This window comes from Nocardia sp. NPDC052254 (assembly GCF_040679495.1).
In the GTDB taxonomy this organism is placed as follows: Bacteria; Actinomycetota; Actinomycetes; order Mycobacteriales; family Mycobacteriaceae; genus Nocardia.
Map to the genome: position 1 here is coordinate 62,608 of NZ_JBFAUW010000010.1, position 25,746 is coordinate 88,353.

Annotated in this window: 27 protein-coding genes; 17 read left to right on the forward strand and 10 right to left on the reverse strand. The window is 67.5% G+C overall.

The window, feature by feature from the left end; all coding sequences use genetic code 11:
• Window positions 1-11: 11 nt before the first annotated feature.
• From AB0L57_RS23530 to rpmF, 3 genes are read left to right on the forward strand one after another with little or no spacing between them, the layout of a single operon-like run.
• Window positions 12-1,316: a GTP-binding protein gene (locus tag AB0L57_RS23530; protein WP_364965931.1), complete on the forward strand. Its 1,305-nt coding sequence runs from the start codon at window positions 12-14 to the stop codon at window positions 1,314-1,316.
• A 4-nt stretch (window positions 1,317-1,320) separates the two neighbouring features.
• The gene (locus AB0L57_RS23535) at window positions 1,321-1,599 is read left to right on the forward strand and encodes a type B 50S ribosomal protein L31 (protein WP_364965934.1); all 279 of its coding nucleotides are present in this window, start codon (window positions 1,321-1,323) and stop codon (window positions 1,597-1,599) included.
• 1 nt (window position 1,600) lies between these two features.
• Window positions 1,601-1,774 (forward strand): 50S ribosomal protein L32, encoded by a 174-nt coding sequence (rpmF, locus tag AB0L57_RS23540; RefSeq protein WP_364965937.1) that lies wholly within the window; start codon window positions 1,601-1,603, stop codon window positions 1,772-1,774.
• A gap of 369 nt (window positions 1,775-2,143) precedes the next feature.
• Here rpmF and AB0L57_RS23545 read toward each other — a convergent pair whose 3' ends face one another.
• Complete coding sequence (locus AB0L57_RS23545) at window positions 2,144-2,551, reverse strand: hypothetical protein (protein WP_364965940.1); 408 nt, start codon at window positions 2,549-2,551, stop codon at window positions 2,144-2,146.
• Window positions 2,552-3,195: 644 nt separating this feature from the next.
• Here AB0L57_RS23545 and AB0L57_RS23550 point away from each other — a divergent pair.
• Window positions 3,196-3,846: a hypothetical protein gene (locus tag AB0L57_RS23550; RefSeq protein WP_364965943.1), complete on the forward strand. Its 651-nt coding sequence runs from the start codon at window positions 3,196-3,198 to the stop codon at window positions 3,844-3,846.
• A gap of 89 nt (window positions 3,847-3,935) precedes the next feature.
• On the opposite strand, the gene AB0L57_RS23555 is transcribed toward AB0L57_RS23550, so the two are convergent.
• The 5 genes from AB0L57_RS23555 to AB0L57_RS23575 form a co-directional block, all read right to left on the reverse strand.
• The gene (locus AB0L57_RS23555; protein WP_364965946.1) at window positions 3,936-4,751 is read right to left on the reverse strand and encodes a hypothetical protein; all 816 of its coding nucleotides are present in this window, start codon (window positions 4,749-4,751) and stop codon (window positions 3,936-3,938) included.
• A gap of 36 nt (window positions 4,752-4,787) precedes the next feature.
• On the reverse strand, window positions 4,788-5,411 hold the full coding sequence (locus tag AB0L57_RS23560) for an ATP/GTP-binding protein (protein ID WP_364965948.1): 624 nt from the start codon (window positions 5,409-5,411) through the stop codon (window positions 4,788-4,790).
• A gap of 118 nt (window positions 5,412-5,529) precedes the next feature.
• Window positions 5,530-5,904: a DUF742 domain-containing protein gene (locus tag AB0L57_RS23565; RefSeq protein WP_364965950.1), complete on the reverse strand. Its 375-nt coding sequence runs from the start codon at window positions 5,902-5,904 to the stop codon at window positions 5,530-5,532.
• A gap of 8 nt (window positions 5,905-5,912) precedes the next feature.
• Window positions 5,913-6,326 carry a roadblock/LC7 domain-containing protein gene (locus AB0L57_RS23570; protein ID WP_364965954.1) on the reverse strand — a complete coding sequence of 138 codons (414 nt, stop codon included), beginning with the start codon at window positions 6,324-6,326 and terminating at the stop codon, window positions 5,913-5,915.
• Window positions 6,323-9,409 carry an ATP-binding protein gene (locus AB0L57_RS23575; RefSeq protein WP_364965957.1) on the reverse strand — a complete coding sequence of 1,029 codons (3,087 nt, stop codon included), beginning with the start codon at window positions 9,407-9,409 and terminating at the stop codon, window positions 6,323-6,325. Before AB0L57_RS23575 ends, AB0L57_RS23570 begins: the two co-directional genes overlap by 4 nt.
• 319 nt (window positions 9,410-9,728) lie before the next feature.
• Here AB0L57_RS23575 and AB0L57_RS23580 point away from each other — a divergent pair, with 319 nt between their 5' ends.
• The 6 genes from AB0L57_RS23580 (at window position 9,729) to AB0L57_RS23605 (ending at window position 15,265) form a co-directional block, all read left to right on the forward strand.
• Window positions 9,729-10,418 carry a response regulator transcription factor gene (locus tag AB0L57_RS23580; protein WP_364965960.1) on the forward strand — a complete coding sequence of 230 codons (690 nt, stop codon included), beginning with the start codon at window positions 9,729-9,731 and terminating at the stop codon, window positions 10,416-10,418.
• Between the two features lie 87 nt (window positions 10,419-10,505).
• Window positions 10,506-11,912: a HAMP domain-containing sensor histidine kinase gene (locus tag AB0L57_RS23585; protein ID WP_364966501.1), complete on the forward strand. Its 1,407-nt coding sequence runs from the start codon at window positions 10,506-10,508 to the stop codon at window positions 11,910-11,912.
• Window positions 11,913-12,385: 473 nt separating this feature from the next.
• Window positions 12,386-13,624, forward strand: coding sequence for a trypsin-like peptidase domain-containing protein (locus tag AB0L57_RS23590; RefSeq protein ID WP_364966504.1), 1,239 nt, complete (start codon window positions 12,386-12,388; stop codon window positions 13,622-13,624).
• Window positions 13,625-13,722: 98 nt separating this feature from the next.
• On the forward strand, window positions 13,723-14,217 hold the full coding sequence (locus AB0L57_RS23595; protein ID WP_364965962.1) for a MogA/MoaB family molybdenum cofactor biosynthesis protein: 495 nt from the start codon (window positions 13,723-13,725) through the stop codon (window positions 14,215-14,217).
• Window positions 14,214-14,438, forward strand: coding sequence for a hypothetical protein (locus tag AB0L57_RS23600; protein ID WP_364965964.1), 225 nt, complete (start codon window positions 14,214-14,216; stop codon window positions 14,436-14,438). Before AB0L57_RS23595 ends, AB0L57_RS23600 begins: the two co-directional genes overlap by 4 nt.
• Before the next feature lie 146 nt (window positions 14,439-14,584).
• Entirely contained in the window at window positions 14,585-15,265 is a 681-nt protein-coding gene (locus tag AB0L57_RS23605; protein WP_364965966.1) for an MspA family porin, read from the forward strand.
• A gap of 77 nt (window positions 15,266-15,342) precedes the next feature.
• Here the strand turns inward: AB0L57_RS23605 and mscL are convergent, their stop codons facing one another.
• The 4 genes from mscL to AB0L57_RS23625 form a co-directional block, all read right to left on the reverse strand.
• Window positions 15,343-15,750 carry a large conductance mechanosensitive channel protein MscL gene (mscL, locus tag AB0L57_RS23610; RefSeq protein ID WP_364965969.1) on the reverse strand — a complete coding sequence of 136 codons (408 nt, stop codon included), beginning with the start codon at window positions 15,748-15,750 and terminating at the stop codon, window positions 15,343-15,345.
• A gap of 145 nt (window positions 15,751-15,895) precedes the next feature.
• Window positions 15,896-16,624 (reverse strand): RcpC/CpaB family pilus assembly protein, encoded by a 729-nt coding sequence (locus AB0L57_RS23615; RefSeq protein WP_364965972.1) that lies wholly within the window; start codon window positions 16,622-16,624, stop codon window positions 15,896-15,898.
• A gap of 110 nt (window positions 16,625-16,734) precedes the next feature.
• Window positions 16,735-17,058: an FmdB family zinc ribbon protein gene (locus AB0L57_RS23620; RefSeq protein WP_364965975.1), complete on the reverse strand. Its 324-nt coding sequence runs from the start codon at window positions 17,056-17,058 to the stop codon at window positions 16,735-16,737.
• An 80-nt stretch (window positions 17,059-17,138) separates the two neighbouring features.
• Window positions 17,139-17,765, reverse strand: coding sequence for a 5-formyltetrahydrofolate cyclo-ligase (locus AB0L57_RS23625; RefSeq protein ID WP_364965977.1), 627 nt, complete (start codon window positions 17,763-17,765; stop codon window positions 17,139-17,141).
• Between the two features lie 291 nt (window positions 17,766-18,056).
• Between AB0L57_RS23625 and AB0L57_RS23630 the strand changes: the two genes are divergently transcribed.
• From AB0L57_RS23630 to AB0L57_RS23660, 7 genes are all read left to right on the forward strand, one after another.
• Complete coding sequence (locus AB0L57_RS23630) at window positions 18,057-19,022, forward strand: UTP--glucose-1-phosphate uridylyltransferase (RefSeq protein WP_364965980.1); 966 nt, start codon at window positions 18,057-18,059, stop codon at window positions 19,020-19,022.
• A gap of 35 nt (window positions 19,023-19,057) precedes the next feature.
• Complete coding sequence (gene glp, locus AB0L57_RS23635) at window positions 19,058-20,311, forward strand: gephyrin-like molybdotransferase Glp (RefSeq protein ID WP_364965982.1); 1,254 nt, start codon at window positions 19,058-19,060, stop codon at window positions 20,309-20,311.
• Between the two features lie 9 nt (window positions 20,312-20,320).
• Window positions 20,321-20,971, forward strand: coding sequence for a GNAT family protein (locus tag AB0L57_RS23640; RefSeq protein WP_364965985.1), 651 nt, complete (start codon window positions 20,321-20,323; stop codon window positions 20,969-20,971).
• 227 nt (window positions 20,972-21,198) lie between these two features.
• A complete protein-coding gene (gene glpR / locus AB0L57_RS23645; RefSeq protein ID WP_364965989.1) occupies window positions 21,199-22,380 on the forward strand; it encodes a gephyrin-like molybdotransferase receptor GlpR in 1,182 nt (393 codons plus the stop codon).
• Between the two features lie 487 nt (window positions 22,381-22,867).
• Window positions 22,868-23,833: a hypothetical protein gene (locus tag AB0L57_RS23650; RefSeq protein WP_364965990.1), complete on the forward strand. Its 966-nt coding sequence runs from the start codon at window positions 22,868-22,870 to the stop codon at window positions 23,831-23,833.
• A gap of 26 nt (window positions 23,834-23,859) precedes the next feature.
• The gene (locus AB0L57_RS23655; protein WP_364965993.1) at window positions 23,860-24,117 is read left to right on the forward strand and encodes an acyl carrier protein; all 258 of its coding nucleotides are present in this window, start codon (window positions 23,860-23,862) and stop codon (window positions 24,115-24,117) included.
• Complete coding sequence (locus AB0L57_RS23660) at window positions 24,114-25,745, forward strand: AMP-binding protein (RefSeq protein WP_364965995.1); 1,632 nt, start codon at window positions 24,114-24,116, stop codon at window positions 25,743-25,745. The genes AB0L57_RS23655 and AB0L57_RS23660 overlap by 4 nt, the downstream gene beginning before the upstream one ends.
• Window position 25,746: the final 1 nt, after the last annotated feature.

Consider the following 25,746-nt stretch of genomic DNA (forward strand, 5'->3'; position numbering starts at 1 on the left):
AAGGGGTTTCGGTGGTGTCACATCCCGACCGCCGCACGCCCGTCGTCTTGCTGGCGGGCTTTCCGGGACCGGTCGCGGACGGTATGGACCACATCGCGCGGCGGCTGGGCGACGAGCCCGGTACCGCGGTCGTACGGCACGACCTGAGCTCATTGCGCGAGGGTGTGGTTCGCCGCCGCGTACTGCTGGACGGGCGCGAGACGGCGAGTGTGCACGAGCTCGCGCACGGCTGTGTCTCCTGCACGCTGCGGGCCGATCTGCTACCGCTGCTGTGCCGGCTGGCGGCCCGAGATTCGGTGCACCGCATCGTGATCGCGCTGGATCCGGCGTTCGAGGCGGAAGCGGTCTGTCACGCCATCGAGTACGTGCCCGTGGTCGGGACGGTGGGCCGGGTGGACGGTCCGGCCGGGCGCGATGTGCGTATCGCCGCGGTGGTGACCGGACTCGATGCGCGTACCTGGCCCGCCGAGGCGTTGAGTGACGAGACGATCGACGAGCGGGACGGCGCCTCCTCCGACGATGAGCGTACGGTCGCTCAGCTCGCGGTCGGGCAGGTCGGATTCGCCGATGCCACGGTGATTTTCGCCGCCGACCAGGTGGGTGCCGACGAGCGCGAGGTGGTGCGGTCGATTCTGGATCGGCTGATTCCCGGTGCTCCGGCGGTCTGGATCGAACACGGCCGCGAGGTCACTCGCGGGCGGATCGAGATGCTGCTGGATCGGATTCCCGCCGACTCTCGCCGTGGCCGGATCTTCGACGCGCATGCGCCGCTGCTGCGTGGCCGGCCGCCGCTGCTGGACGAAAACGGTGTCGGTCTGGTCGAATTCGCCACCGGACGACCGTTCCATCCCACTCGATTGCATCAGGCGCTGGATGTGTTGTTCGAGGGGGTGATCACCGCGCGCGGCCGGATCTGGCTGGCCACCCAGCCCGACCGGGTGGTGTGGCTGGAGTCGGCGGGCGGCGGATTGCGGGTCGGTGACGCCGGAACCTGGCTGGCGGCAATGACTCCCGCCGAATTCGCGGCCGCCGATCCCGATCGGCGGGCGCTGGCCGCGCTGCGCTGGGACGAGGACTTCGGTGACCGCGACATCTCGCTGACCATCCTCACCTGTGGTGCCGATCCGGACGAGATCCGCACCGCACTGCACTGGGCCCTGGTCGACGAGGCGGAGATGATCCTGCTGCGCAACGCTCCCGAATTGGTTTCGCACTGGGACGACCCCTTCGGGGAATTCCACGAAGACCCCTGCGAGGCAACAGAGTCCGACACCACCGCCGATCACGGTGTGGAGTCCCGGCCGAAGGAAAGGTAGAACCGTGAAATCAGGGATTCATCCCGAGTACCACCCGGTGGTCTTCGAGGACGTGAGCACCGGCAAACGCTTCCTCACCCGCTCGACGGCGACCGGGACCCGGACCGTCGAATGGACCGACGGCAACAGCTACCCGCTGATCACCGTCGATGTCACCGCCGACTCCCACCCGTTCTGGACCGGCGCGCACCGCGTCCTCGACACCGCGGGCCGGGTGGAGAAGTTCGAACGCAAATACGGCCGGCGCGTGCCGCGTTCCGGTGCTGCCGGAGGGGAGGGCTGACATGGCGGTGCCGAAGCGGCGAATGTCGCGCGCGAACACCCGAAGCCGGCGTTCGAACTGGAAGGCGACGCCACCCGATCTGGTGCCCGTCGACATCGGTGGCGAGGTCCATCATGTGCCTCGCCGCCTGGTCAACGCGGTCCGGCGCGGGCTGATCGACCCGGCTCGCCGGTAGCGCTGGAACAGCGCGACTCCGGCCTCGTCGCCTTGCTCCGCGGTGACGATAGCTTGCAGTGTGCTGCCGCTGAGCCGGTTTCGGCACTGTTCATTCGATGGACGACTGGTGACGATGTCGACTCTGTGCAATTTGCCGGAATGCAGCGATCATTCGGTTATCGAATGAGTCCTCGTGGGCTGGGGTGTTGGGATAGAGTGACTAGCGAACCGATAGCTGGCTGTCGAATCGCCAACTGCTGGTACATTTTTGGCGCCCGAAAAAGTCCTGCGGAAACGCTGAATTCCCGGGCCGATACCGGTACCCTCGTGGCTGAGGGCGGGTTCTCCCGATAACGGAGAACCCGCTCATCGCCACTTTCGGGCGCTCTCACCTCTGTTCGGTCATCTGCGCCGGTGCTGCCTCCAGGGTCGGCGTCGTCGGTTGCGCGGCATCGTCGTCCGGTGTGCCCAGCAGGGTGTCGATCAGTGACTCCCAGCGTGCGATCTGCTCGCCGATCACCGCGGCCGGATCCTGCAGCAGCGCGGCCACCAGCGACAACGGCCACGGCAGCTGATCCGGTGGCTGGATTCTGCGGGTCAGTTCGGCCACCGTCGTCTCGAGATCGCCTATTTCCGTGCGCAACTCGTCGATCTGCCGCAATGCGGCGGCCAATGCCTCGACCACCGTCCGATCGCCCGGGACGCCGACCGAGCTCAGTTCCGGCCAGCCGCTCAGTCGCGGACCGCGCAACTGGACCTGTACATCACGCAATATCGCTTCCTGCTCCGGAGTCACATCCGCCTGCCTCTCATCTGCCGTGCCGGTGGTTCGCCCGCGATCACCGCGCGTGGATCCGCCCCGGGCCGAAACCCATGGTTACCACTGTAATTCGCATGCCGACGCCCGTGGGAGACGAGCGGTGCCGTCGTCACCGAACATCCGGTGTCATCGTGGTGAAACAATTGGGATGCGGTTGCCGCGGGATACCTGGAACAGTGTTCACCGGAAATTGCCCGGGGCCATATGTGGTGTTCCGGCAATGGTGCATCCGGGCAGCGAATGAATTCGTGATGGTGGCCGCCGTAGCAATAGGGATCGTTTCCGTACGGGATGGCGCCGGTGATCACGGTTTCGGTGTCGCTGCGACCCGACGATGGTGAGCTGGGCGCATCCGGTCTCGGGTCTGGGCGCAAGACGGCCAGCTCACCCCCTGTTTTCGAGGGCTTCGCGCGGCGGCTGCGGGATTGCCGAAGCGCTCGCGTTCCACCGCTGAATGTCCGAATTTTCAGGTTATTAACATTCCTGGCATTTTCTTGGCGGCTTATTAACGGCCTTTGTTACACAGCCGTAATGGTCGCGGCGCAGCCTGTCTAAGGGTTCGATTTCGGACCGAGGCGCCAGGTAATAGGTGCCGCAACTGATGAGAAAGTGATGAGGGTATGAAGCTTCGGAAGTTCGCCGCCACGTCGGCTCTGGTCATCGCCGCCCTGGGAATCTCAACCGGCACCAGCTTCGCGGCCCCGGCACCGGCCGCCGACCCCGCTATCCACTACACGGCCGACGTCGTCGGCAAGACCGTTGTGGTGAAGACCGATGCCGGCTCGCTGACCACCGAGAACAACCAGTTCCAGGTGCGGGACAACGCCGGTGCGGTCGTCGCGGGCTTCCCGATGAGCTACCAGCGCGACGGTATGGAATACCCGATCGCCGTGCAGATCGCGGGTAATGAGGCCACCCTGGTCCCGAGCACGGATGCGGCTGCCGCGCACCCCGCTCCGATGCTGCACGACACCGCCAGTCGTTCGGACCTCGACGCGGCCAACCAGAGCGCGATCAACGAACTCGGCATCGCCACCAGCATCGGCACCCTGATCGGTACCGCGATAGGCCTGGTCGGTGGCTGTGTCCTCGGCGCCGCGCTCGGTACCGCGTTCCTGGTCATCCCGGGGTGGATCGGTGGCTGCCTGACCGGTGCCGCGCTGGGCGCTCCGCTGGGTGCCGCTGCCGGTCTGGTCGGCGTCGGCGGGCTGTCCGGCGTCCTGGTCGCGGTCGAGTACTTCAACCGGATCAACGCCCCTGCCGAGGGCTGATTCGCGGGTAGCGCAAGACGATCGGGGCGGGCCGCAGCAGCGGCCCGCCCCGATCACGTCCGCACAGCGCGATTCCGCCCGGCAGCGGCTCAGCCCACCGGCTGCGGTGTCCGGCCCGAGGGACGCGCCGGGGCGGATTTGGGGCCGGTGCCCTTCGCGGCCTTCGCGGCCTGCCGCGACCGCGTGGTCCCGGTGCGGTCCGGGGCCACCAGCACCGCGGTGATCGGCACGGCCAGCGACAGCGTGCCCGTCACGAATACGGGCACGAACAGAGCGAACAGATCATCGCCGTCCGGCATGCCCGCGGCGGCGTCCGGACGCACGTGCAATCCGGCCTGGCCGAGATAGTGCACGCCGGTGATCGCCAGTGCGTAGAGCACCGCGACGCCTGCCAGGATGAGTATGGCCCGGATATGTGTAGTGGCCCAGAGCAATCCGATGGACGTCAGGATCGCGAGGGCACCGGCGGAGACGGAGAGCCAGACGTTGACCTCGGCCGATCCCTGCACTCGGACGGCACCCATCGCCAGCATGTGCATGACACCGATACCGAGACCCATCACCACACCACCACCGATGATCCGGGGCAGCGAACCCGCCTGTCCCGCGATCAGCAGCCCCGCCAGCACCGCCACCACGGTGATCACCGCGCTCACGACCATGCGGGTGAGGTCGTAGCGGATCTCACCGGTGGACACTCCGACACCGAGCAGCGTCACGTACACCGCCAGCCAGGTACTCACCCCGCCGATCGATACCGACGCCGCGGTGAGCCACACCATCCGGAACTTCGCCGTGACCGACATCGTCGATTGGCGGATACAGGCCAAGCCCACGAGGGCGCCGACCGCGGCGATGCCGATCGCCAGGCCGAGCACCCAGTAGCCCATGGTGAAGTAGTTCATTGCAATCCCTCGACTCGCGAAACCACGGCAGTGGTGTCAGCCCTGTCCCACGGTCGCGTGGGTGGCGGTCAGACGTTGAATCGCGTACTCGGTCACCGCGGCCAGGGCACGGCGCACCTCGTCGGCATTGCGGGCGTCGATATCGACCACCGGCACGCCCTCGCGAATCGACAGCGCCTCGCGTAGTTCCTCGATCGGGAAGCGGGGTGCGCTCGGAAACCTGTTGACCGCCACGAGGAACGGCAGCCCGCGTGCCTCGAAGAAGTCGACCGCGGCGAAGCTGTCCTCGATCCGGCGCGTGTCGACCAGCACGACGGCACCGATCGCACCGCGGATCAGGTCGTCCCACATGAACCAGAATCGGCGCTGCCCCGGGGTACCGAACAGGTACAGCGTGAGGTTGCCGGGCAGGATGATGCGGCCGAAATCCATGGCCACCGTGGTGGTTTCCTTGCCCGGGGTGGCCGACAGATCGTCGATACCGTCGGAAACGCCGGTCACCATGGCTTCGGTGCGCAGCGGCACGATCTCCGAGACCGCGCCGACGAAGGTGGTCTTGCCGGCGCCGAAACCACCCGCGACCACGATCTTGGTCGAGGCGGTGCGGACGTCGGGCTCCGGGGGTGGCGGCGTCTGAGCCGTCGGATTCTCAGGATGCATGGAGGAATTCTGGTCCGGGGGCGGCGGTTGGGGGGACGAGCTCGGGGAATTCGATCGGTACGCGGGGGGATAGCGCTCGTCGGGCTCGAGCACGGTGGTAGCGGAGGGTGCCGTCGTATCAGAGGGCACGGAGTCCACGCAGGGTCCTCTCCATCAGATTTCGGCGCTCGTCGAAGGTGGCGTCCTCGCTGAGTGTGGTGTGCACCCGCAGGGTGCCCGCCACCACCAGGTCGCCGATGACGACCCGGATCATTCCCAGTGGACGTTGCAGGTGCGCGGCGATTTCGGCGACCGAGAGCCGCCCCGCGCCCAATCGCAGGATATCTGTCCGGACATCTCCTGCGGGCCAATCGAATTGATTGGCGTAGGGCAATGTCTCCACGACCGCTTCGAGCGGAAGCTCGACCGCGGGCTCGGTACGCCCCGCGGTCAGGGCGTAGGGACGGACGCGTGTGGTTGGCCGGCCGGACCCGGCTCCGAAGGAGCTGGTCATCTCGATCGTCAAACCGCCGAACGGGCCGTGGCTTGCACGACGGATCCGACACGGTCGGCCAGCAGGGCCATCTCGTAGCCGATGCGGCCGATGTCGTGCTGCTTGTTGGCCAGCACCGCCAGATGCGAGCCGCCGTCGCCGACACTCATCACCAGCAGGTAGCCACGCTGCATATCGACGATCGACTGCATCACCTTGCCGCCGTTGAACAATTGCGCCGCACCCGCGGACAGGCTGGCCAGTCCGGCGGTCACCGCGGACAGCTGCTCGGAGCGATCCGACGGCAGGTTCGGGCTGGTCGCCTGGAGCAGCCCGTCGGCGGAGACGAGCACCGCGTGCGAGACCCCGGGCACCTCTCTGGTGAACCGGGTGACGAGCCAGTTCAAATTCTCGTCGGTGGATTTCTGCGCAGTGTCGGTCATGCAAAGCCTCCGTCGTTCTGCTGAGCGTCGTTCCGCTGGGCCGCGTCGTCGTAGCGGGGCACCTCGTACCGGGCGGTGTCCGGATCGGTCGCGGATTCCTGGGAAGGGTTCTGCTGGAGGCTCACTCGTCCGCTGCGGACGCCGCTCAGATGCCTGGACAAGCTGTTGCGGATCTCCTCCGGATCGCGTGCCTCGGTGACATCGTCCTGTGTCACACCGCCGGGGACCAGTTGCGCACCGGGCTGCCGAATGGGCAGACCACCCGTGGTGCGGGAGGTCGCGGTCGGGGCGCTGGCATCGGCGGCGGCGGCCCAGCCGGCATCGGCCGGTGAGGACCAGGTGCCGCCGGACGTGGTGGACGACGGTTCGACCAGCCATTCCGACACCATCCGCTGATAGATCGGCGTCGGCGTTTCGGGTTTTTCCGGGCTGTCGGAATCCGGCCGCGGCGGTGCGAGAGTCGCGCCGTGCCGAGACAGCGGTGCGGGCTCGTGGTCCGGCGATCGCTGCGCCGGGGCCATGATCGCGGTCTCCGCCCAGATATCGATGGACGTCGGCTGTGGTTGCGGGCGAGGATCGGCCGGGGCGGGACGGCGGGCGGGCGGTTCCGGCGGGGCGATATCGCGGTCGGACACCGATTCCCACGAACTCGACACCGGATCGAAGACATCCTCGCGCCGGGCCGGCTCGTCCGATTCGGCGGGCTCGTCCCAGGACTCGGTATCGGTGCCGAAGTGCGGCTGCGCGCGCAGATTCGTCTCGGTGCGGAATTCGGCGTCGGCATCGTGGTCGTCGTCGGCGCCGTAGCCCTCGGCATCGAGGGGGTCCGGGGCGGCACCGAACTTCCTGACGCCGAGGAGCGTGCCGGTACCGAAATCCGGCCGGTCGTCGGAGGCCGGTTCGTCGGTGCTGTCGCTGTCCTCGCGGAACAGGTCGATACCGCGCAGAACGCCGTCGTCCGCCGGCGCGGCCGCGTCGGCGTCCGGCAGCGGGGTCAGCCGGGAAACCGAGGAAGAGGTCTCGGACTGGGCGGCGCCCGGGCGGCGTTGCGGCAGCCCCGAACTGGTGAATCGGGGTAGGTCCGGGTTCTCGTCGGCGGAGCTGTCGCCGAACCGCTCCGGTGGATTCGGCACCGCGGTGAGGGTGCGGCCGGGGGCCGGGAATTCGGTGACCGGCGATGAGAAATCCGGTACCGGTGCGGTGAAGGTCGAGGTGATCGGCGGCGGTGCGGCGGCCTCGGCCGGAGAGACCAGCGCGCCCGGCAGATGCACGCTCGCGGTGATACCCGGCTGCTGTGCCATGCTCGAGGTGCGGCGCAGGCCGACGGTGATGGTGTGCCGGCTGGCGAGCCGGCCCACGACGAAAAGACCCATTCGGCGTGCGGTTTCGATGGTGACCTCACCACCGGAGGCGAGCCGCTCGTTGGTCGAGCGCATGTCCTCCGCGGACATACCCAGACCGCGGTCGGTGATCTCGATCAGATAGCCGCCGTCCACCGCACGTGAGACCGAGACCGCCACCGGCGTATTCGGCGGCGAGTAGCGCAGCGAGTTGTCGATCAGCTCGGCCAGCAGATGTTCGATGTCGACCGCGGGCTCACCGGCGACGATACCGTCGGGCACCGAACCGATCTCGACCCGCTGGTAGTCCTCCACCTGCGAGACCGCACTCCACAGCATGTCCGACAGCGGCACCGGCGGCAGATGACCGCGACGCAGCGCGGTACCGGCGAGCACCAGCAGGTTGTCACCGTTGCGGCGCATGCGGGTGGCGAGGTGATCGAGGCGGAACAGGCTCTGCAGGCGACCGGAATCGTCCTCGTCGCGTTCCAGATCCTCGATCAGCGACAGCTGCTGTTCCACCAGCGATTGGCTGCGGCGCGACAGGGTTTCGAACATATTGCTGATCTGCAGTCGCAGGCGAGCCTGCTCGGCGGCGAGGTACAACGCCTGCCGGTGCATATCGTCGACGGCGCGGGCCAGCTGGCCGATCTCCTCGGTGGTCTGCACATCGACCGGGACGATCTCCGGGGTGGCGCCACCGGCGCGCACGACCGAGAGCTCGGCGGGCAGATCGGTATGGGCGACCTGGAGCGAATCGCGGCGCAGACGGCGAATCGGCACGACCAGCGAGCGCGCGACCGCCAGCGCCAGGGCCAGACCCGCGAGCAGTGTCACGACCACCAGGGACACATCACGTAGCACCGTGCCCCGGGCGTCGATCGATCGATCGGACAGGCCGTTGGTGATCAGGTCGACCAGGTGGTCGGTGGCCTCGGTGTAGGTATCGGTGCTGGTCTGCATCGATTCCGCGACACCGGGCACCCGGATCGGCTCGACGGCGTTCTGGCTCAGCGCCGCGACCCGGGTCTGCAGGGCGCCCAGCAGTACGTCCGGTTTCAGCGCCGATTCCGGCTGCACGACCGCGTATTGATTGATCATCGTCATTTCGGCGCCGGTGGCGGTCAGCACCTGGGCCAGCACCGCCGGGTTGTTGCCGATCTCGCCGCTCTCCAGCGCCAGTTGCTGCTGGGTGAACATCTGCCGGGCGATGGCGATGACACCCATCTGCACGTAATAGCGCTCGATGGCGGTTTCCTTGGGCGTCGCCAGCGACGACACGGCATTGCTGACGTGGCTGTTGACCTCGCCGGCCTGCTTCACGACCTCCTGCGGCGCACCGCCGTGCAGGCTGTTGCGCAGGGTCCGGCCGGCCGCCAGTGCCTCGGTGAGTTCGGTGGCGACGCGCTTGTCGGTCGGTGAATTCTGCAGCGCGGTCTGCAGATTTGCGGCGGCCTGATCGAATCGCGCCGCCGATTGGTCGAGCGCCGATTGCGGCCCACCGGTATTGCCGACAGTGACCGCGAGATTATTGGCCGCCGAACCGAAGTCGAGGGTGGGCCGGATGATCCGCGCCTGCTCGGAGGCGGTGTCCAGCTGTGAGATGGTGCCGAGTTCGTCCTTGATCCGAAGGACGGCGAACGCCGAAGCCAGCACCACAGGCAGCAACAGCACGATGCCGACCTTGCTGGTCACGGACAGGTTCGACAGACTCTTCTGCCATGGACGCGGTGCAGTGACCATCCCGCTTCCGTCGCCTCCGCTCGCGCACGTGCCCCGGGTTCCGGCCGCCGCCCGCGTCTGGCCGTTCGCGTCCAACGGGTTGAGAACCAACTAGAGGTTTACTTTTACCGCAGGCAACATACCGTGAGAAACGGTCTGCGGCAATCCGGAGGTCTCTACTACACGGAGCCTAATTCCGCTGGGCTCAACAACTTTCGCTCACCCCAGCAACTTTCGGCGAGATTCTTGCTGAATTCGCAGGTCACCACTTGTGGATGTGCGGCGTGTCGAATGATCCGTTCTCAGTCGGCTCTCAGTCGATCCGGTCAAACTGGAAGCCATGCGAATTCTGGTAGTCGACGATGATCGCGCGGTGCGCGAGTCGCTGCGCCGGTCGCTCACCTTCAACGGATATTCCGTCGAGCTGGCGGTCGACGGGCTCGACGCGCTCGAGAAGGTGACCGCGTCCCGGCCCGATGCCCTGGTACTCGATGTCATGATGCCGCGGCTGGACGGTCTCGAGGTCTGCCGCCGCCTGCGCAGTACCGGTGACGATCTGCCGATTCTCGTGCTGACCGCGCGGGATTCGGTCTCCGAGCGGGTCGCCGGCCTGGATGCCGGCGCCGACGACTACCTGCCCAAACCATTCGCACTCGAAGAATTACTGGCCCGGCTGCGGGCATTGCTGCGCCGGACCACCGTCGATACCGCCGCCGATTCCTCGGAACGGATGACCTTCGCCGATCTGTCGCTGGACCCGGTGACGCGGGAGGTCGCGCGCGGTGAGCGCGCCATCAGCCTGACCCGCACGGAATTCTCGCTGATGGAAATGTTGATGGCCAATCCACGCCGGGTGTTGACCCGCAGCCGCATTCTCGAAGAGGTCTGGGGTTACGACTTCCCGACCTCAGGAAATGCGCTCGAGGTCTATATCGGCTATTTGCGCCGCAAAACCGAGGCGGAGGGGGAGCCGCGGTTGATCCACACCGTTCGAGGTGTCGGATATGTGCTGCGCGAGACCCCTCCGTAGGCCGGGGTCGTGGTGAGATCACATCCGGGTGGCGGTGGCCGGCCCGATCGGGTGGCGCGATTGGGCCCACGTCTCGATCCGCACGAAATGCGCCCGCCCATGCCACTGACCCGATCGGTGTCGCTGCGCTGGCGGGTCACCCTGCTGGCGGCCTCGGTGGTGGCCATCGCCGTGGCGGTGACCTCCATCGCCGCTTATGCGCTGGTGGCGCGGGCGCTCTACGCCGATGTGGACAGTCAGCTGCGCAGCCGCTCGGACGTGATGGTCAAGAACAACATCGATCTGCAGGGCTTCCAGGCGATTCTGATGTTCAGCAGCCTGTACTCCAACGACATCGGGATCGCGCTGCTCTACCCGGACGTCGACATCCCGTACACGCCACCGCAGCTGATGTACCCACCCATCGGGCAGGCCGAGATGGCGGTCGCCCACGGCCAGGCCGATGCCTCGCTGCACACCGTCGGCAATCAGCGGGTGCTGGCCCGCCGCACCACATCCGGCGCCACCCTGGTGATCTCGCGGTCGCTGGAGCCGACCCGGGAGGTGCTCGACCGGCTCGCCTGGCTGCTGTTCACCATCGGTGGTTGCGGTGTTCTGGTGGCCGGGGCGGCCGGGGCGACGGTGGGACGTACCGGTCTGCGGCCCATCGCGCGGCTGACCGCCGCCACCGAGCGAGTGGCGCGCACCGACGATCTGACCCCGATCCCGGTCACCGGCGACGACGAATTGGCCCGGCTGACCGAGAGTTTCAATCTGATGCTGCGGGCGCTCGCGGAATCGCGAGACCGGCAGCGGCGGCTGGTGGCCGACGCCGGGCACGAACTGCGTACGCCGCTGACCTCGTTGCGCACCAATATGGAGCTGCTCATCGCCTCGTCGCGGCCCGACGCGCCGCCGATTCCGGAGGAGGACATGGCCGGGCTGCGCGCGGATGTGATCGCGCAGATCGAGGAGCTGTCGACGCTGGTCGGCGATCTGGTCGATCTCGCCCGCGAGGACGCCCCCGAAACCGTATACGAGCGGGTCGATCTCGGTGAGGTCGCCGAGCGGGCGCTGGAGCGGGTGCGGCGCCGGCGCGTCGATGTGGAGTTCGCCTCCGAGACCCGGTCGTGGTTCGTCTACGGCCACGACGCCGGCCTCGAACGTGCGATCCTCAATGTGCTCGACAACGCCGCGAAGTGGAGTCCGCCGGGGGCGCAGGTCGTGCTGAGCATGCGCGAAACCGGTCCGGGCCTGATGGAGATCGCCATCGACGATGCCGGTCCCGGTATCCCACCGGATGAGCGGGAGCTGGTGTTCGAACGCTTCTACCGCACCACGGCCTCGCGGTCGATGCCCGGTTCCGGACTGGGTCTGGCGATCGTCAAACAGGTGGTGTCCAAACACGGTGGCACGATCACCATCGACACCTCCGATCGCGGTGGCACGCTGGTTCGAATCGTGTTGCCGGGTGAGGCGCCGACCGTGCCGACCGGCGACGATCGATCGGAATGAGCGCGGGCCGAAACCCTTCCGGGCCTTAAAATGCGTCCCGGGTACCGTCCGATCGCGGTACACATCATGGAGAACTGAAAGCACGGTCTCAGTCCGCTCTCAGTCGTTGTCATCAGGCTGGGCGACAGACTCGAGGAGAAACGAGAGAAATGACCGAGGATTCGAAGGACCGGGGCGACGAGCCCACCGGTTCGACTCCGCAGTCGGGTGGGGCCGCTCCGCAATCGGGACACGAGCAGTCGGGTGCGCCCGACGCGACATCGCCGATGGGCGCCACACCGTCGAGTGGATCCGCGATCCCACCCGGGACCGGACCGTCGCCGACCTCCGAGGGGGAGCGGACCGCGCAGTTCTCCGCGAACGCCCCCGCGGACCCGCCCGGACATCCGGGCGGACCGAACTATCCGGGCGATCAGGGCCCGGCGGCCGCGGGAGGTCATCCCGGATACGCGGGAGCCGGGCACACCGCGCCGATGCCGCCGTACAACCCGTACGCGGGCGCCGACCAGCCCCCGCCCCAGCCGCAGGGCGGCTTCCAGCCCGGTGCGCCCTACCCCGGTCCGGGCGAGCCACCCGCGGCCGGTCCGGCGCCACGCTCTCGCGGCCGTGCGGGCCTGCTCGTCGGCGCGGTGGTGCTGGCACTGGTCGCCGGCGGAATCGGCGGTGCGGTGGGCTCGCTGGCCACCCGCTCGAACGACAACAGCGGGCCGGTGAACAACGCCCTGAACGCCCCGGCGCCGGTGGCGCCGGCCTCCGCCACCGCACCGCCCGGCTCGGTACCGGCGGTGGCGCAGAAGGTCGTTCCCAGTGTGGTGATGATCCGGGTCGCCAACGCGCGGGGCGACGGTGGCGGCGAGGGTTCGGGCGTGGTGCTGTCCTCGAACGGGCTGATCCTGACCAACAACCATGTCGCCAGCGGCGCGGGGCCCAACGCCAAGATCGAGGTCGCCTTCCAGGACGGCACCACCGCGACCGCCACCATCGTCGGGGCCGATCCGGTATCGGACCTGGCGGTGATCAAGGTGGCGGGCAAGTCCGATCTGACCCCGATCGACCTCGGGACCTCGAACAATCTCATGGTCGGCCAGCCGGTGGTCGCCATCGGGTCACCACTCGGCCTGGCGGGCACCGTCACCACCGGCATCGTCTCCGCGCTGAGCCGGCCGGTCTCGACCAGCGGGGAGACCGGTTCGCAGGGCAGTGTGCTGTCCGCGATCCAGACCGATGCGGCGATCAACCCGGGCAACTCCGGGGGTGCGCTGGTCGATATGAACGGCAAGCTGATTGGTATCAACACCGCGATCGCGACCCTGAGCGCCTCCGAGGGGCAGGGGTCGCAGAGCGGCTCGATCGGCCTGGGCTTCGCGATTCCGGTGGATCAGGCTCGCCGCATCGCCGACGAGCTGATCAAGACCGGTCACGCGACCTATGCGCAGATCGGTATCTCGGTCCGCGCCCAGGACGACGCCAACGGCGCCCGGGTCCTGGATGTCACCCCGGACGGCCCGGCGGCGAAGGCGGGGATTCCGGCGAATTCGATCGTGACCAAGGTGGACAATCAGGTCATCGACTCGGGCAACTCGCTGATTGCTGCGGTACGGTCACATCAGCCCGGTGACAAGGTCAAGGTGACCTACACCGATCCGCAGGGACAGAATCCGAAAACCGTCGAGGTCACCCTCGGCGCCGCACAAGCGGAGGGTGCCAGATGATCCGTGAACCGCGCCCGTTGACCGTGCTCCCGCCACCGGACGACGGCGAGGCCGGGGGACCGGAATGGTTGTCGCCCACAGACGCTACGGTGAGCGATATGGAAATCGATGCTCCTGTGGCGGGCCGTGCCCTAGTTGTGGTCGTGGATGATCGAACCGCGCATGGCGGGGTCGATTCGGTGGGACCGTTGGTCACCGAACTGCTCACCGAGATCGGCTTCCTGGTGGATGCGACGATTCCGGTGGCCGCCGACGAGATCGAGATCCGCAACGCGCTCAACACGGCCGTCATCGGCGGTGTCGACCTGGTGATCTCCGTGGGCGGTACCGGTATGTCGCCGCGCGATGTCACCCCCGAGGCCACCCTCGAGGTCCTCGATCGCGAATTGCCCGGTATCAGTGAGGCACTGCGTTCCTCGGGGCTCGCCGCGGGTTCGCTCGACGCCGGGCTCTCACGCGGTCTGGCCGGTGTCTCGGGCAGCACCCTGGTGGTGAATCTGCCGGGCGCCCGTGATGCCATCCGCGACGGAATGGCCACTCTCGGCCCGCTGGTCAGCCGGGTCGTCGACGAGTTGTCCGGTCTGGCGGAATGACCGAGCGGCCGGCGGACGAGCAGCGCCCCGACGACGATGCGCCGGCGGCGGATCGTCCCGGGCGCGGTGGCGCCCGCTCGGCCGCCGAAGCCGCCCGGCTGGCCCGCGTTTTCGGCGAGACATTGCCGCGAACCACCAGTGACGAGCGCTCGCCCGACGGTGAGTTGCCGAGCTCCTCGGACGATTGGCTGCGCTCGCAGGTGCCGCCCCACCACGGCTGACAACGGTCACCCCGCGCCCGATACGGCAATGCCGTATCGGGCGTTTTCTCGCTCCGGACGTTGTGCCGAGCCGTTCGTGCCGACTGCCGTCGGACCCGTAAGATGTCCTCGCGCACAACGCGATTCATGCCCGAGGAATATCTGTTATGACAATCAGCGCAGCCGCGGCCCGTCTGACCTGTGCCGCTGCGGTGGCGACCACCATCATCGGCCTGCTGTCCACCGGTACGGCCGATGCCGACATCTTCGTCCCACTGCCGGGTGGCGATCTGTCCAAGACCTTGTCCGACGGCACCGTGGTCCATGTCCGGCTCGACGGTGAGTCGGTGCATACCGATTCGTCCGCCGGTGCCATGCGTTTGCGCCGCAATGCCTGGGTCTCCGGTGACGCGCACGTCGAGTTGTCCGGTGGCACGACCGTGGTCGGCGGCAGCATCTATCCCGGCTACACCGTCGGATGTCAGGTCGACATCTCCGGCGGCGGTGCCGATGGCGGTCCGACCGCGAGTATGGACTGGAGTGACGGCGAGAACGCCAGGCCCGATGCCGGTGGCAGTGTCGGTGGCAATCTCACCCTGGCGCCGGGCCAGGCACGATCGTTCTACGTGCTCGATCCCCAGGCGTCCGATGACGTCGATGCTGCCGCGCACAAGCCCCGCAACAAGTTCGAGGGTGCCGAGGGATCGAAGGCCTGGTCGAATGAGCCCATCGGCCTCACCGGATGTCTGGGTTACGCGCAGGCACGGGCATTCGTCAGTGTCGAGGTGGAGACCGACAACGTCATTTCCTGGGTGACGTTGTGGGGTGAGCCGTTCGGCCTGGGCTGACCGCCGCTCAGTAGTCGGAGACACGACCGCGGGCCGGTGCCGATGCACCGGCCCGCGGTCGATTCGTCAGTGGCGGATCAGAATTCGTGGCGGCCACCGGAACTCTTGCTGCCCTCGCGGAGAAGATCCCGGATCTCGGTGAGTAGCTCCACCTCCGAAGCCTCCAGCTCCTCGGCCGACTTGCGCTTCTTCATCAGCCGTGAGGCGGGCAGGACCAGGATGAAGTACAGAATCGCCGCGATGAGAATGAAATTGATCGCCGCGGTGACGATCGGGCCCAGTGCGACGAAGGTGGACGGTTTGCTGGAATCCAGATAGAAACCCCAGCCGTGCTCGTTGGCACCACCGAACAGATCCAGGATCGGATTGACCAACCCTTCGACGATGGCGGTGATGACCGCGGTGAACGCGGTACCCAACACCACCGCGACCGCCAGATCGATCACATTCCCACGGAGCAGGAAGTCCTTGAAACCCTTCAGCATTGCGGCTCCTGTCTCATCTGGCGTGCCCGCGGCCGCGCCGAATGGTCTGGTCGTGGTATCCGAGGCGATTGCGATCCGCTATCGGATGAGCTATTCCGGATGCTAACGGACGGTTGTGGCAAATGCTTGGCGAACACAGCCGAAGTTAGTGGAAGACCACGGTCAAGGCGGTGTGCAGCGACGCCGCGGCCACCGTGGCGGCGGGTTCGGGATCGAGTGCCAGCAGCACGATGTGCTCGGTGGCCGCCCGGGCGGTTGCGCCGGTGGCGCCGGTGCCGGAGACCAGCACGACGGCGGCATTCGCGGCCAGGGTGCGCGCGGTGGGCGCGCGGCGCTGTGCGTGTGGCCCGGAATCCGCGGGCGGATCGTCGGCCGCGACGACGTCCACTCGATCGCCGGGCCGCAGGATGGCGGTCACGGCATTGTCGGCCAAGCGCATCGGCACGATGCGGGCCTCCGCGGCGCCGGTGGCCGCGACCGCCAGCCGCGGGCTGACGATGCGCAGGTCGGTGAGGATTTCTCCGGTGTGCACCGCGCCGGTCGAGGTGGCGCCCAGCAACTGTGCCGGATCGGTGACGGCGCCCGCGGGTACGACTGCCGCCGGTAACTCGGTACGGCGCAGATCTTCGGCCGCGAGAATTCGCCCGGGTGTGAGCTCACGCGCCGCGATCACGACGGAACGGCGATGGGCGGCGGGGTCACCCCGCAGTGCGAGGACGGCCGCCAAGGCGGCGAGGGCTACCGCCGACAGCCGGCGGGCGAGGGTGAGGTCGAGCCAGGAAGGACGGAACCGGGCCAGAAGCTCGGTGATGCGGGACCGGCCCAGATCGGCATCGGGACCGGAGCGCGGATGATCGAATCGCAGCTGCCACATGGCGGCCACAGTAGGACCGGCGCAATTCCGATATTCGATGAAGACGCAGGTCGGAACCGGTCTGTGGACAACCGTGCGGTTGTGGACAACTCAGGAGCGGGAAATCCCGATCAGGCGACCGCGGTACCGGTGGTCGAAGAGCTGGAGGAGCTCGAGGAATTCGACGACGAACTCGAGCTGCTCGACGACGAGCTGGACGAATCGCTGGACTTGGATTCGCTGGGCTTCGAGGCGGGCTCGGTGGCCGTGGACGAACCGTTGCGACTGTCGGTGCGGTAGAAGCCGCTGCCCTTGAAGACGATGCCGACGGAGTTGAACAGCTTGCGCAGTTTCCCGTTGCACTTCTCGCAGGTGGTCAGGGTGTCATCGGAGAACGACTGCACGATGTCGAACTTGTCACCACACTGCGTGCACTGATACGAGTAAGTAGGCACCTGCGAACCTCCACGGTTTCCGTCTTTTAGCACTCTACAGTCGACAGTGCCAACAGTGCCAATCCGGCGCTGATTCCCGATCACTCGCCGCGGCGGGACTCCGCCGCGCCACCGCCCAGTGCGCGCAGACCGCCGATCGGCCGCAGTGCCCAGCCCATGCGCCGGTCGTGCGGCTGTTCGGGCAGCACGTCCACCACTTCCTCGTCGCGGACCACCGCCACCAGACGAGCGTCGGGCCGGGCCGCGGGCAGGCTGCGGTCGTAATACCCGGCTCCCCGGCCGAGCCGCACCCCTCGCCGATCCACCGCGAGTGCCGGGATGAGCACGACCCGCGGCCACCCGATCGCATCCGGGCCCAGCCGCGGGCCGTCCGGTTCCAATAATCCGTAGCGCGCCTCGCGCAGGGACGACTCGCCCGTGTACTCGGCCCAATCCAGCGGACCGGGCGGGCCGGTCACGGGTACCAGGACGCGGGCGCCCGCCGATCGCAGTGCGTCCGGGAAGGCCGGTGAGCCGGGTTCACCGCCCACCGGGATGTAGGCGGCGACCCAGTCGCCGGCCGCCTCCGGGAACGTGTCGAACACGGCGGTGACCGAATCCGCCAGGGCGGCGGCCTCGGCCGCCCGCACCTGCGGTGTGCGGGCCTTGCGGCGCGCCAGCAATTCCGTCCGCCACTGTTGTTTGTCCCGCTGACCGGCGCTGTCCACGACCTCACCCTAAGCGGGTGAACAGTGAGTTTGCTCGCCGTCGTGTTTCCCGGCCGCCGTGACGGGGAATCGCTGTGCGCATGCGGTGGCGCGTAGCTGCTGGTGACACCGCGAACCAACGGTTCCGGCCGCACTCGCGGCACTTGTTCGTCACATCCGGAGACGGTCTCGGCGCGGTTGCCGCCGAACCGCTTCGGTGCGACGGTACCGCCGCGGCCGCTTAGGCTTCCCAGATGCCGGGCCGGTGGTGAGCCGGTCCGACGACGAGATCGATGGATAGGGTGTGCACTTATGACAGCTGACGCCGGATCGGACGCGACGCAGGCCGTGACCGCCGCGACGTCCTGTTTCCGCACCGCGGTGGTTCCCGCGGCCGGACTCGGGACCCGGTTCCTGCCCGCGACCAAGACCGTGCCGAAGGAGCTGCTGCCGGTCGTCGACACACCCGGAATCGAACTGGTGGCCGCCGAGGCCGCCGAATCGGGGGCACAGCGCCTGGTGATCGTGACCTCACCGGGCAAGGACGGTGTGGTCGCCCATTTCGTCGAGGATCTCGTCCTCGAGAGCACGCTCGCCGAACGCGGCAAATTCCATCTGCTGGAGAAGGTGCGCAAGGCACCCGGCCTGCTCGATGTGTCCTCGGTGGTTCAGGAGGAACCGCTGGGACTCGGTCACGCCGTGAGCCAGGCCGAACAGGTACTCGATGACGACGAGGACGCCATCGCGGTGCTGCTGCCCGACGATCTGGTGCTGCCGTGCGGTGTGCTCGATGTCATGACCCGGGTACGCCGCAAGCGCGGCGGGTCGGTGCTGTGCGCGATCGACGTCCCCAAGGAGGCGGTCAGCGCGTACGGCGTCTTCGATGTCGTCCCGGTTCCCGACGCCACCAATCCCGATGTGCTGCGGGTGGTCGGCATGGTGGAGAAGCCCGCGTTCGCCGATGCGCCCTCGACCTTCGCCGCCGCGGGCCGGTATCTGCTCGATCGCGCGATCTTCGACGCACTGCGCCGCATCGAGCCGGGTGCCGGCGGTGAATTGCAGCTCACCGATGCCATTTCGTTGCTCATCGCGGAAGGTCATCCAGTTCATGTGGTGGTCCACCGTGGGTCGCGCCACGACCTGGGCAACCCTGGCGGTTATCTTCGAGCTGCGGTCGATTTCGCTTTGGAGCGAGACGAATACGGCCCCGCCTTGCGCGAGTGGTTGCAGCGTCGGCTCGCTCCGGATTGGAACCCGCAGCTCACCTCGTCGCAATGACGAGGTGATCAGTCGGAGTAAAGGGGAAGGGCGGCATGCGCTCGGTTGAGGACCAGCAGATCAAGGTGACCGCGGCGGCCGTTGCCCCACGGCCGGTCCGGGTCGCGATCTCCGAGGCTCAGGGTCTGCTGTGTGCCGAGGACGTCGTGACCGAACGTCCACTACCCGGTTTCGACCAGGCCGCGATCGATGGTTATGCCGTGCGCAGCGTCGATGTGCAGGGTGCGGGTGCCGAGGTGCGCACCGAGGACGGCAATCTCGTCGATCTGACGCTGCCCGTCGTGGGTGAGGTCGCCGCCGGATCCCGCCAGCCCATCCGATTGCAGCCGCGGCAGTCGGTGCGCATCGATACCGGTGCGCCGCTGCCGACTCTGGCCGATGCGGTTCTGCCCCTGGACTTCACCGACGGTGGCCGGGCCCGGATCAAGATCTACGAGCCGGTCCGGTCGGGCGACTATGTGCGGCGCATCGGCGACGATGTGCAGCCCGGCGATATCGCGGTGCGGGCCGGAACGATCATCGGTGCGGCCCAGGTCGGCTTGCTGGCCGCGGTCGGGCGGGACAAGGTGCTGGTACACCCGCGTCCGCGGCTGTCGGTGATCTCGATCGGCGGTGAACTGGTCGATATCGATCGCACCCCCGGGCCGGGACAGGTCTACGACGTCAACTCCTATGCCCTGGCCGCCGCGGCTCGTGACGCCGGTGCGGACGTGAACCGGGTCGGCATCGTCAGCGCCGATCCGAATCGGCTGCGCGATGTGGTGGAGGGGCAGCTGGTTCGCTCGGAGGTCGTGGTGATCGCGGGCGCGGTCGGTGGCTGGGCCTCGGACCAGATCCGCGAGGCACTGGAAGGTCTGGGCGAGCTGTCGATCGATCGGGTCGCGATGCATCCGGGATCGGTCCAGGGCTTCGGCCGGCTGGGCCGCGACGAGGTGCCGACCTTCCTGCTGCCGTCCAATCCCGTTGGCGCGCTGGTGGTTTTCGAGATCATGGTGCGACCGCTGATCCGGATCGCGCTGGGCCGCCGCCATCCGATGCGCCGCGTGGTCCGGGCCCGCACGATCATGCCGATCACCTCGATGGACGGCCGCCGCGGGTACCTGCGTGCCCAGTTGATGCGCGACGAGCAGACCGGCGACTATCTGGTGCAGCCGCTCGGCGTCAACGGTTCCGCGCACCTGCTGTCGACACTGGCCGAGGCCAACAGTCTGATCGTCATCGACCCGGAGGTCACCGAGGTTCGCACCGGTGACGAGGTCCAGGTCGCATTTCTCGCGCAGCGCGGGTGAGATGTGGACATGAATATCTTCCGGGCTGCCGCGCATCCGGGCTGGCCCGCTCATCTCGGTCCCGTGCGGGTACCGGGCGGCCGGGTGACCCTGCGCCCCATCCGATTGCGCGATGCGGCCGCGTGGTCGCGGATCCGGCTGCGTGATCGCGAGCATCTGGAGCCGTGGGAGCCGACCGGCCGCGGTACCTGGGAGGCGCGCAACCACGCCTCGAACTGGCCGTCGCTGTGGTCGAGCCTGAAGGCCGAGGCGCGCCGCGGTGCGATGGTGCCGATGGTGATCGAGGTGGACGGTGCCTTCAGTGGGCAGCTCACCATCGGCAATATCGTGCGTGGTGCGCTGCGTTCGGCGTGGATCGGCTACTGGGTGGCCAAAGATGTCGGTGGTCAGGGTGTTGCCACCGCGGCGCTCGCGCTGGGGCTGGATCATTGTTTCGGCGCGGTGGGACTGCATCGTGTCGAGGCGACGGTGCGTCCGGAGAATCTGGCGAGTCAGGCGGTGCTGCGCAATGTGGGCTTCCGCGAAGAAGGTGTGTTGCGCCGCTATCTGGACGTGGACGGCGCCTGGCGGGATCATTTGCTGGTGGGAATGACGGTGGAGGAGGTCTCGGGGACCGTGGTGGACCGATTGATCCGGTCCGGCCGCGCCACTCCGCCGTGATCGAGCTTGTGGCACACCGGTTTCGGTGAGCGCCGCGGGGTGCCGGAGGATGACCGGCTTGTGACGGGTGGGACAGATGTGGACGGCGCGCCTTCGGGAAATTCCTGTGACGCCGGATTAACCTACGGACGTCGGTGGTGCGTCCGGTGCCAGGACGAAACAAATGGCGAGAACCCGAAAAACTGTCGAAGGGACAGCGGTCAGGCGGGGACGGAGGTGAGCGCGCGATGCCGAATTCGATCTTGTGGATCGCTCTGGTCGTGCTCTGGGTCTTCGTGCTGTTCCCGATGCTCGCCGATCGGCATCCGCGGATCCGCCGCACGACCGATGCCGCCCTGGCGACCCGGGTGTTGTATCGAGGTGGAACGAGACGACGTGCGAAGAAAGGGCCGGCCACCGGACATGAGACCGATCCGGACTGGGTGCCTGCCCCTCGGCAGAAAAGGCTTTCTCACGGCGATGATGCGGAGGACCGGATGACGAACACGGCCGATGAGCCCGTCACCGAGGACGAACCGAACGCACCCGGGGACACCGATTCGGCGGCGTCGCGGCGCGCCGGCGACGATGCGACATCGCGGTCGCGCGACGGACTGGACGACGATGTCGACGCCGCGACCGAGTACGCCGCGGGCGACGACACCGAACTCCGCGACGATGCGGCCGATCTCGAGACCACCGATCCGGACGACATGGAACCCGAAGCCGCCGAACACGATTCCGGCGATGCTCCCGACGCCGATCTCGACGGTGACCGGGCGGGCGACGGCGGTGGCGCGGGCCGATCCCGGGCGACGATGGCGCGGATCCCTCCGGCGCCCACCGCGGCGGTTCCGGCTCGCCTGAGCGATCGCGATTTCGACGACGATTTCGACGATGACGAGTCCGACGGCCGCGATTTCGTGCCGTCCCGCCGCGGGCGCGGCGGTTTCGATCCCGAGGCGGATGCGATCGCGCGAGTGGCCCGGTACCGCTTCCGCCAGCGTGCCGCACTCGGATTGATCGCGAGCGCACTGCTTTTCGGTGTCTTCGCGCTCGCGGTCGACCCGATCCTGTGGTGGGCCGGTGGCCTGTCGCTGGTGGCGCTCGGCGCGTATCTGGGCTATTTGCGGCGTCAGGTGCGGTTCGAGAAGGACATCCGCCGTCGGCGCGCGGGGCGGCTCTCCGGTACGCGACAGCGTGCGGAGGAGGCCGACGAACCGCTGGACGCCCAGGAGGGTGTGCGGACGGAGCGGCGGCCGGGGATGGATCGCGATGCCGCGCGTGCGCTGCGCCGGCGGGCGGTGGTCCTCGACGTCGACGACGAGGACCCGCTGTTCGACCATCTGGAGCATTTCGACGCCGCCGCGGCGCGCGCCACCAGGAACCGGGCCTCGGGTGGTGAAATCCGCCGCGCCGCAGGCGAATAGGGACCGCCGCAGCGGCCGCCACAGCGTAGCCAGGGGCTGCGCGGTGGCGGCCGCTGCGGTGTGTGGTGGCTGATTTGCCGGAAATCTGGCTTCGGGACGGCGTGGTAGCCAACCACTGGCTATCGATGTGGCGGGGTGGGGGTGGTGAGCTGTCAGCCAGAATGTGAAACATGCGTGTCCACTCACTGGGATGGTTGAACGGACGGCTAATTCATAGGTAACCTTTTGCCGTTGTGATCTGGCCGTTACGAGTGGCTCGCGGACTATTTCCGGAGTAAGCTCGGGCACCGTGCAGAATCGCTGTCCACAGGATCGAAGGATTTAACCCTTCCGGTACGGATGCGTAGTCACTGGTTTTGACGCGCCGCAGCAGACGGAACGCTGTGCGTGGGGTAGCTGGGCGGTTGGAAGGGCTGATCGACGTGAATGAAAGCACTCTGCTATCGATTTCCAATGAACTGTTGCCCTGACAGATCGAGAAATCGCCGTGAACAATTCGACAGTAGTGGACGAGCTCGAGAGCGATCTCGCCGAACGGGTCACCGCCCTCGATCTCTATCGTCGTTGGGAATTGCAGCAATGGCAGGCCCAGAGCCTGGAATGCGACCGCGATGGCGAGGGCTGGACCGGGTTGCCGGCGTTCGCGCGACTGCCCCTGCTGGCCACGCTGGCGCGCTTCCTGGTCGGCGAGACGACGGTCACCGAGACCTTGGCGCCGCTGGCCTACGCCGCCCCCGAGGTCGACTACAAGATGTATCTGGCCACGCAGCTGGCCGACGAGGCGCGGCATACGGTCTTCTTCCGCCGCTATCTCGCCTTCCTCTCGGACCTTCTGGGCAACGAGGAGTTGGCCCAGGTCAGCGGCGTGGACAGGGTCGGGGATCTGTTCGAGAAGGCGTTGGTCGACGCGGTGGAGCGGGTGCGCGCGGACCCACGGGATCTGCCCGCCTGGTATGAGGGCGTGGTGGTGTACCACCTGCTCGTCGAGGGGGCCGTCGCGATGACCGGTTTGCATACGGTGCTCGGGACCGTGCGGGCGCTGCCGAAGTTCGATGTGCTGCGTGCGGGTATCACCAATGTCGCCCGCGACGAATCCCGTCATATCTCGTTCGGTGTACTGGCACTGCGTACCGGGGTGCGCAGTGGATATCGCGAACACATTATCGACGCTATTCGCAGGCATATTCCGGCGGCGGCGCGGACGCTCGTGGATCCGGAAACTCGTGATCCCTTTCCACGTTTGGTTCCGGTTTTGCGGAGACGTGCCGAGATATTGGACGACCAATGGGAATTCGCGGCCAATTCACTGGCCCGCAGAATGGCATCTACAGGAATTTCCGACGATATCATCGGCGATCTCTCGGAAATGTGGCGCACAGGCTGTTCCGCAGCCGCGTCGGAATACGAATCAATACACGGTGAGGCACATCCGATCACATTTCTCGAACGGTGATCGGGTCAGATATTCGGGAGCATTTCGTGGACGAGAATGAAGTGCGCGGCCAGGTGCGTGAACTGGTCCGTCGGCACGCACCCCAGCCCGCGGCGGAACCGGCCGCCGACGACGTGCTGGCCGAACAACTGGGATATGACTCGCTGGCGCTGATCGAACTCGCGCTGGGCCTGCAGGTCCGATTCGGAATCGATGCCGGCGGCGATTCGGGTGCGACGAATGTGGTGACCGTCGGTGACGTCGAGCAGATGGTGTGCGACGCGCTGCGGGCGAAACAGCCATGACGGGCCTGCTGGACTGGCTGGCTCACGACGGTGACGAACGCGGCTGGACCATCGCCGACAACGGCGACCAGCGGCGTATTCCCTATCCGGTGCTGAGTGCGCGGGTGCGGCGGGTGGCCGCCGCCTGCATCGAATCCGGTGTCCGTCCGGGTGCGGTCGTCTCGATCGTGGAATCGGCGCCGGATCGATTCATGGCCGACTTCTTCGGTGTGCTGGCGGCCGGTGCGACACCGAATCCACTGGCGCCGCCGCTCCCGCTGCAGAACGAGTCGGCGTATCGGCAGCAACTCTCGGCGCTGCTCGCCGTCGCCGATCCGTCGGCGCTCATCGTCGCGGATGAACTGATCCCCCTCGTCGGACCGGTGCTCGAATCACGGGGCGGGGCGACGATTGTCGGCACATCCTCCGCGGTGCCGGATCTCGCCGAACTTCCAGGCTGTGTTCCCGATCGAATCGGCTTGCTGCAATTCACCTCCGGCAGCAGTGGATCCCCGAAAGCGGTCCAGGTGTCGGTGGCGAATCTGGAAGCCAATTGCGCCGCGATCGATCGGTGGCTCGAGTTCCGGTCGGCCGATCGGATCGCCACCTGGCTCCCGCCGTATCACGATATGGGGCTGATCGGCTGCATCATCACCCCGACCATCCTGAACCTCGACATCACCGCCATGACACCGATCGATTTCCTGCGCGATCCGGTGTCGTGGTTGTCGTGTTTCGGCCGCGATGGTGCGACGATCACCGCGACTCCGAACTTCGCCCTGGGCTATCTGCTGCGCAAGCTCACCGACGAGGCATTGGCCGGTATGGATTTCGAGCCGTGGCGGGTGATGATCGTCGGAGCCGAACGCGTCGATCCGGTCGTGCTGCGTGGATTCGCCGAGCGACTGGCGCCGTACGGATTCGGTTCGCGCACACCGTGTCCGGCCTACGGACTGGCCGAGAGCACCCTCGCGGTGTCGGGAGTACGACCGGACGAATCCGTCCCGGTCGCCGCGGTGACGCCGGCGACCGGTGCGGTGGAGGGCCCGTTCGAACTGATGTCGGCGCCGCTCACGGACGGGCGTCGCTGGCTGGTCGGCTGCGGTGCGCCGCTGGACACCACCACGGTGCGGGTCGCCGACACCGCCGAATATCGCGGTGCGCCGGGTGAATTGATCGTCGGCGGGCCCAGCGTGGCCCAGGGGTACCAGGCCGCCGACGGTATCCGGGACCTGTCGCGTGCTGCCGACGGGGCGCTGGCCAGCGGTGATGCGGGACTGCTGGTGGACGGGCAGGTGTATCCGATCGGCCGGGTGGGCGATGCGGTGAAGGTCCGCGGGCGGACCGTCTACGCCGAGGACATCGAGGCAGCCGTGGTGGAGGCGTTCGGGGTGCCCGCGAATCGGGTTGTGGCCCTGGCCGGTAACGCCCTGGGCGCCGCCCGGGTCGCGGTACTGGTCGAGGATCGGCCGGTGGAGGCCGTCCGGCTGCGGCAGGTGCTGTCCGGCGCACTCGGTACCGAGATCTCGCTGCGCCTGTTCGTCGGTGATCGGGGACTCATCGCGCGCACCACCAGCGGCAAGCCGCGGCGGCGGGTGATGTGGAACCAGTTGCTGCAGGGCGAATTCGACGCCCTGGAGAGGAGTTGAG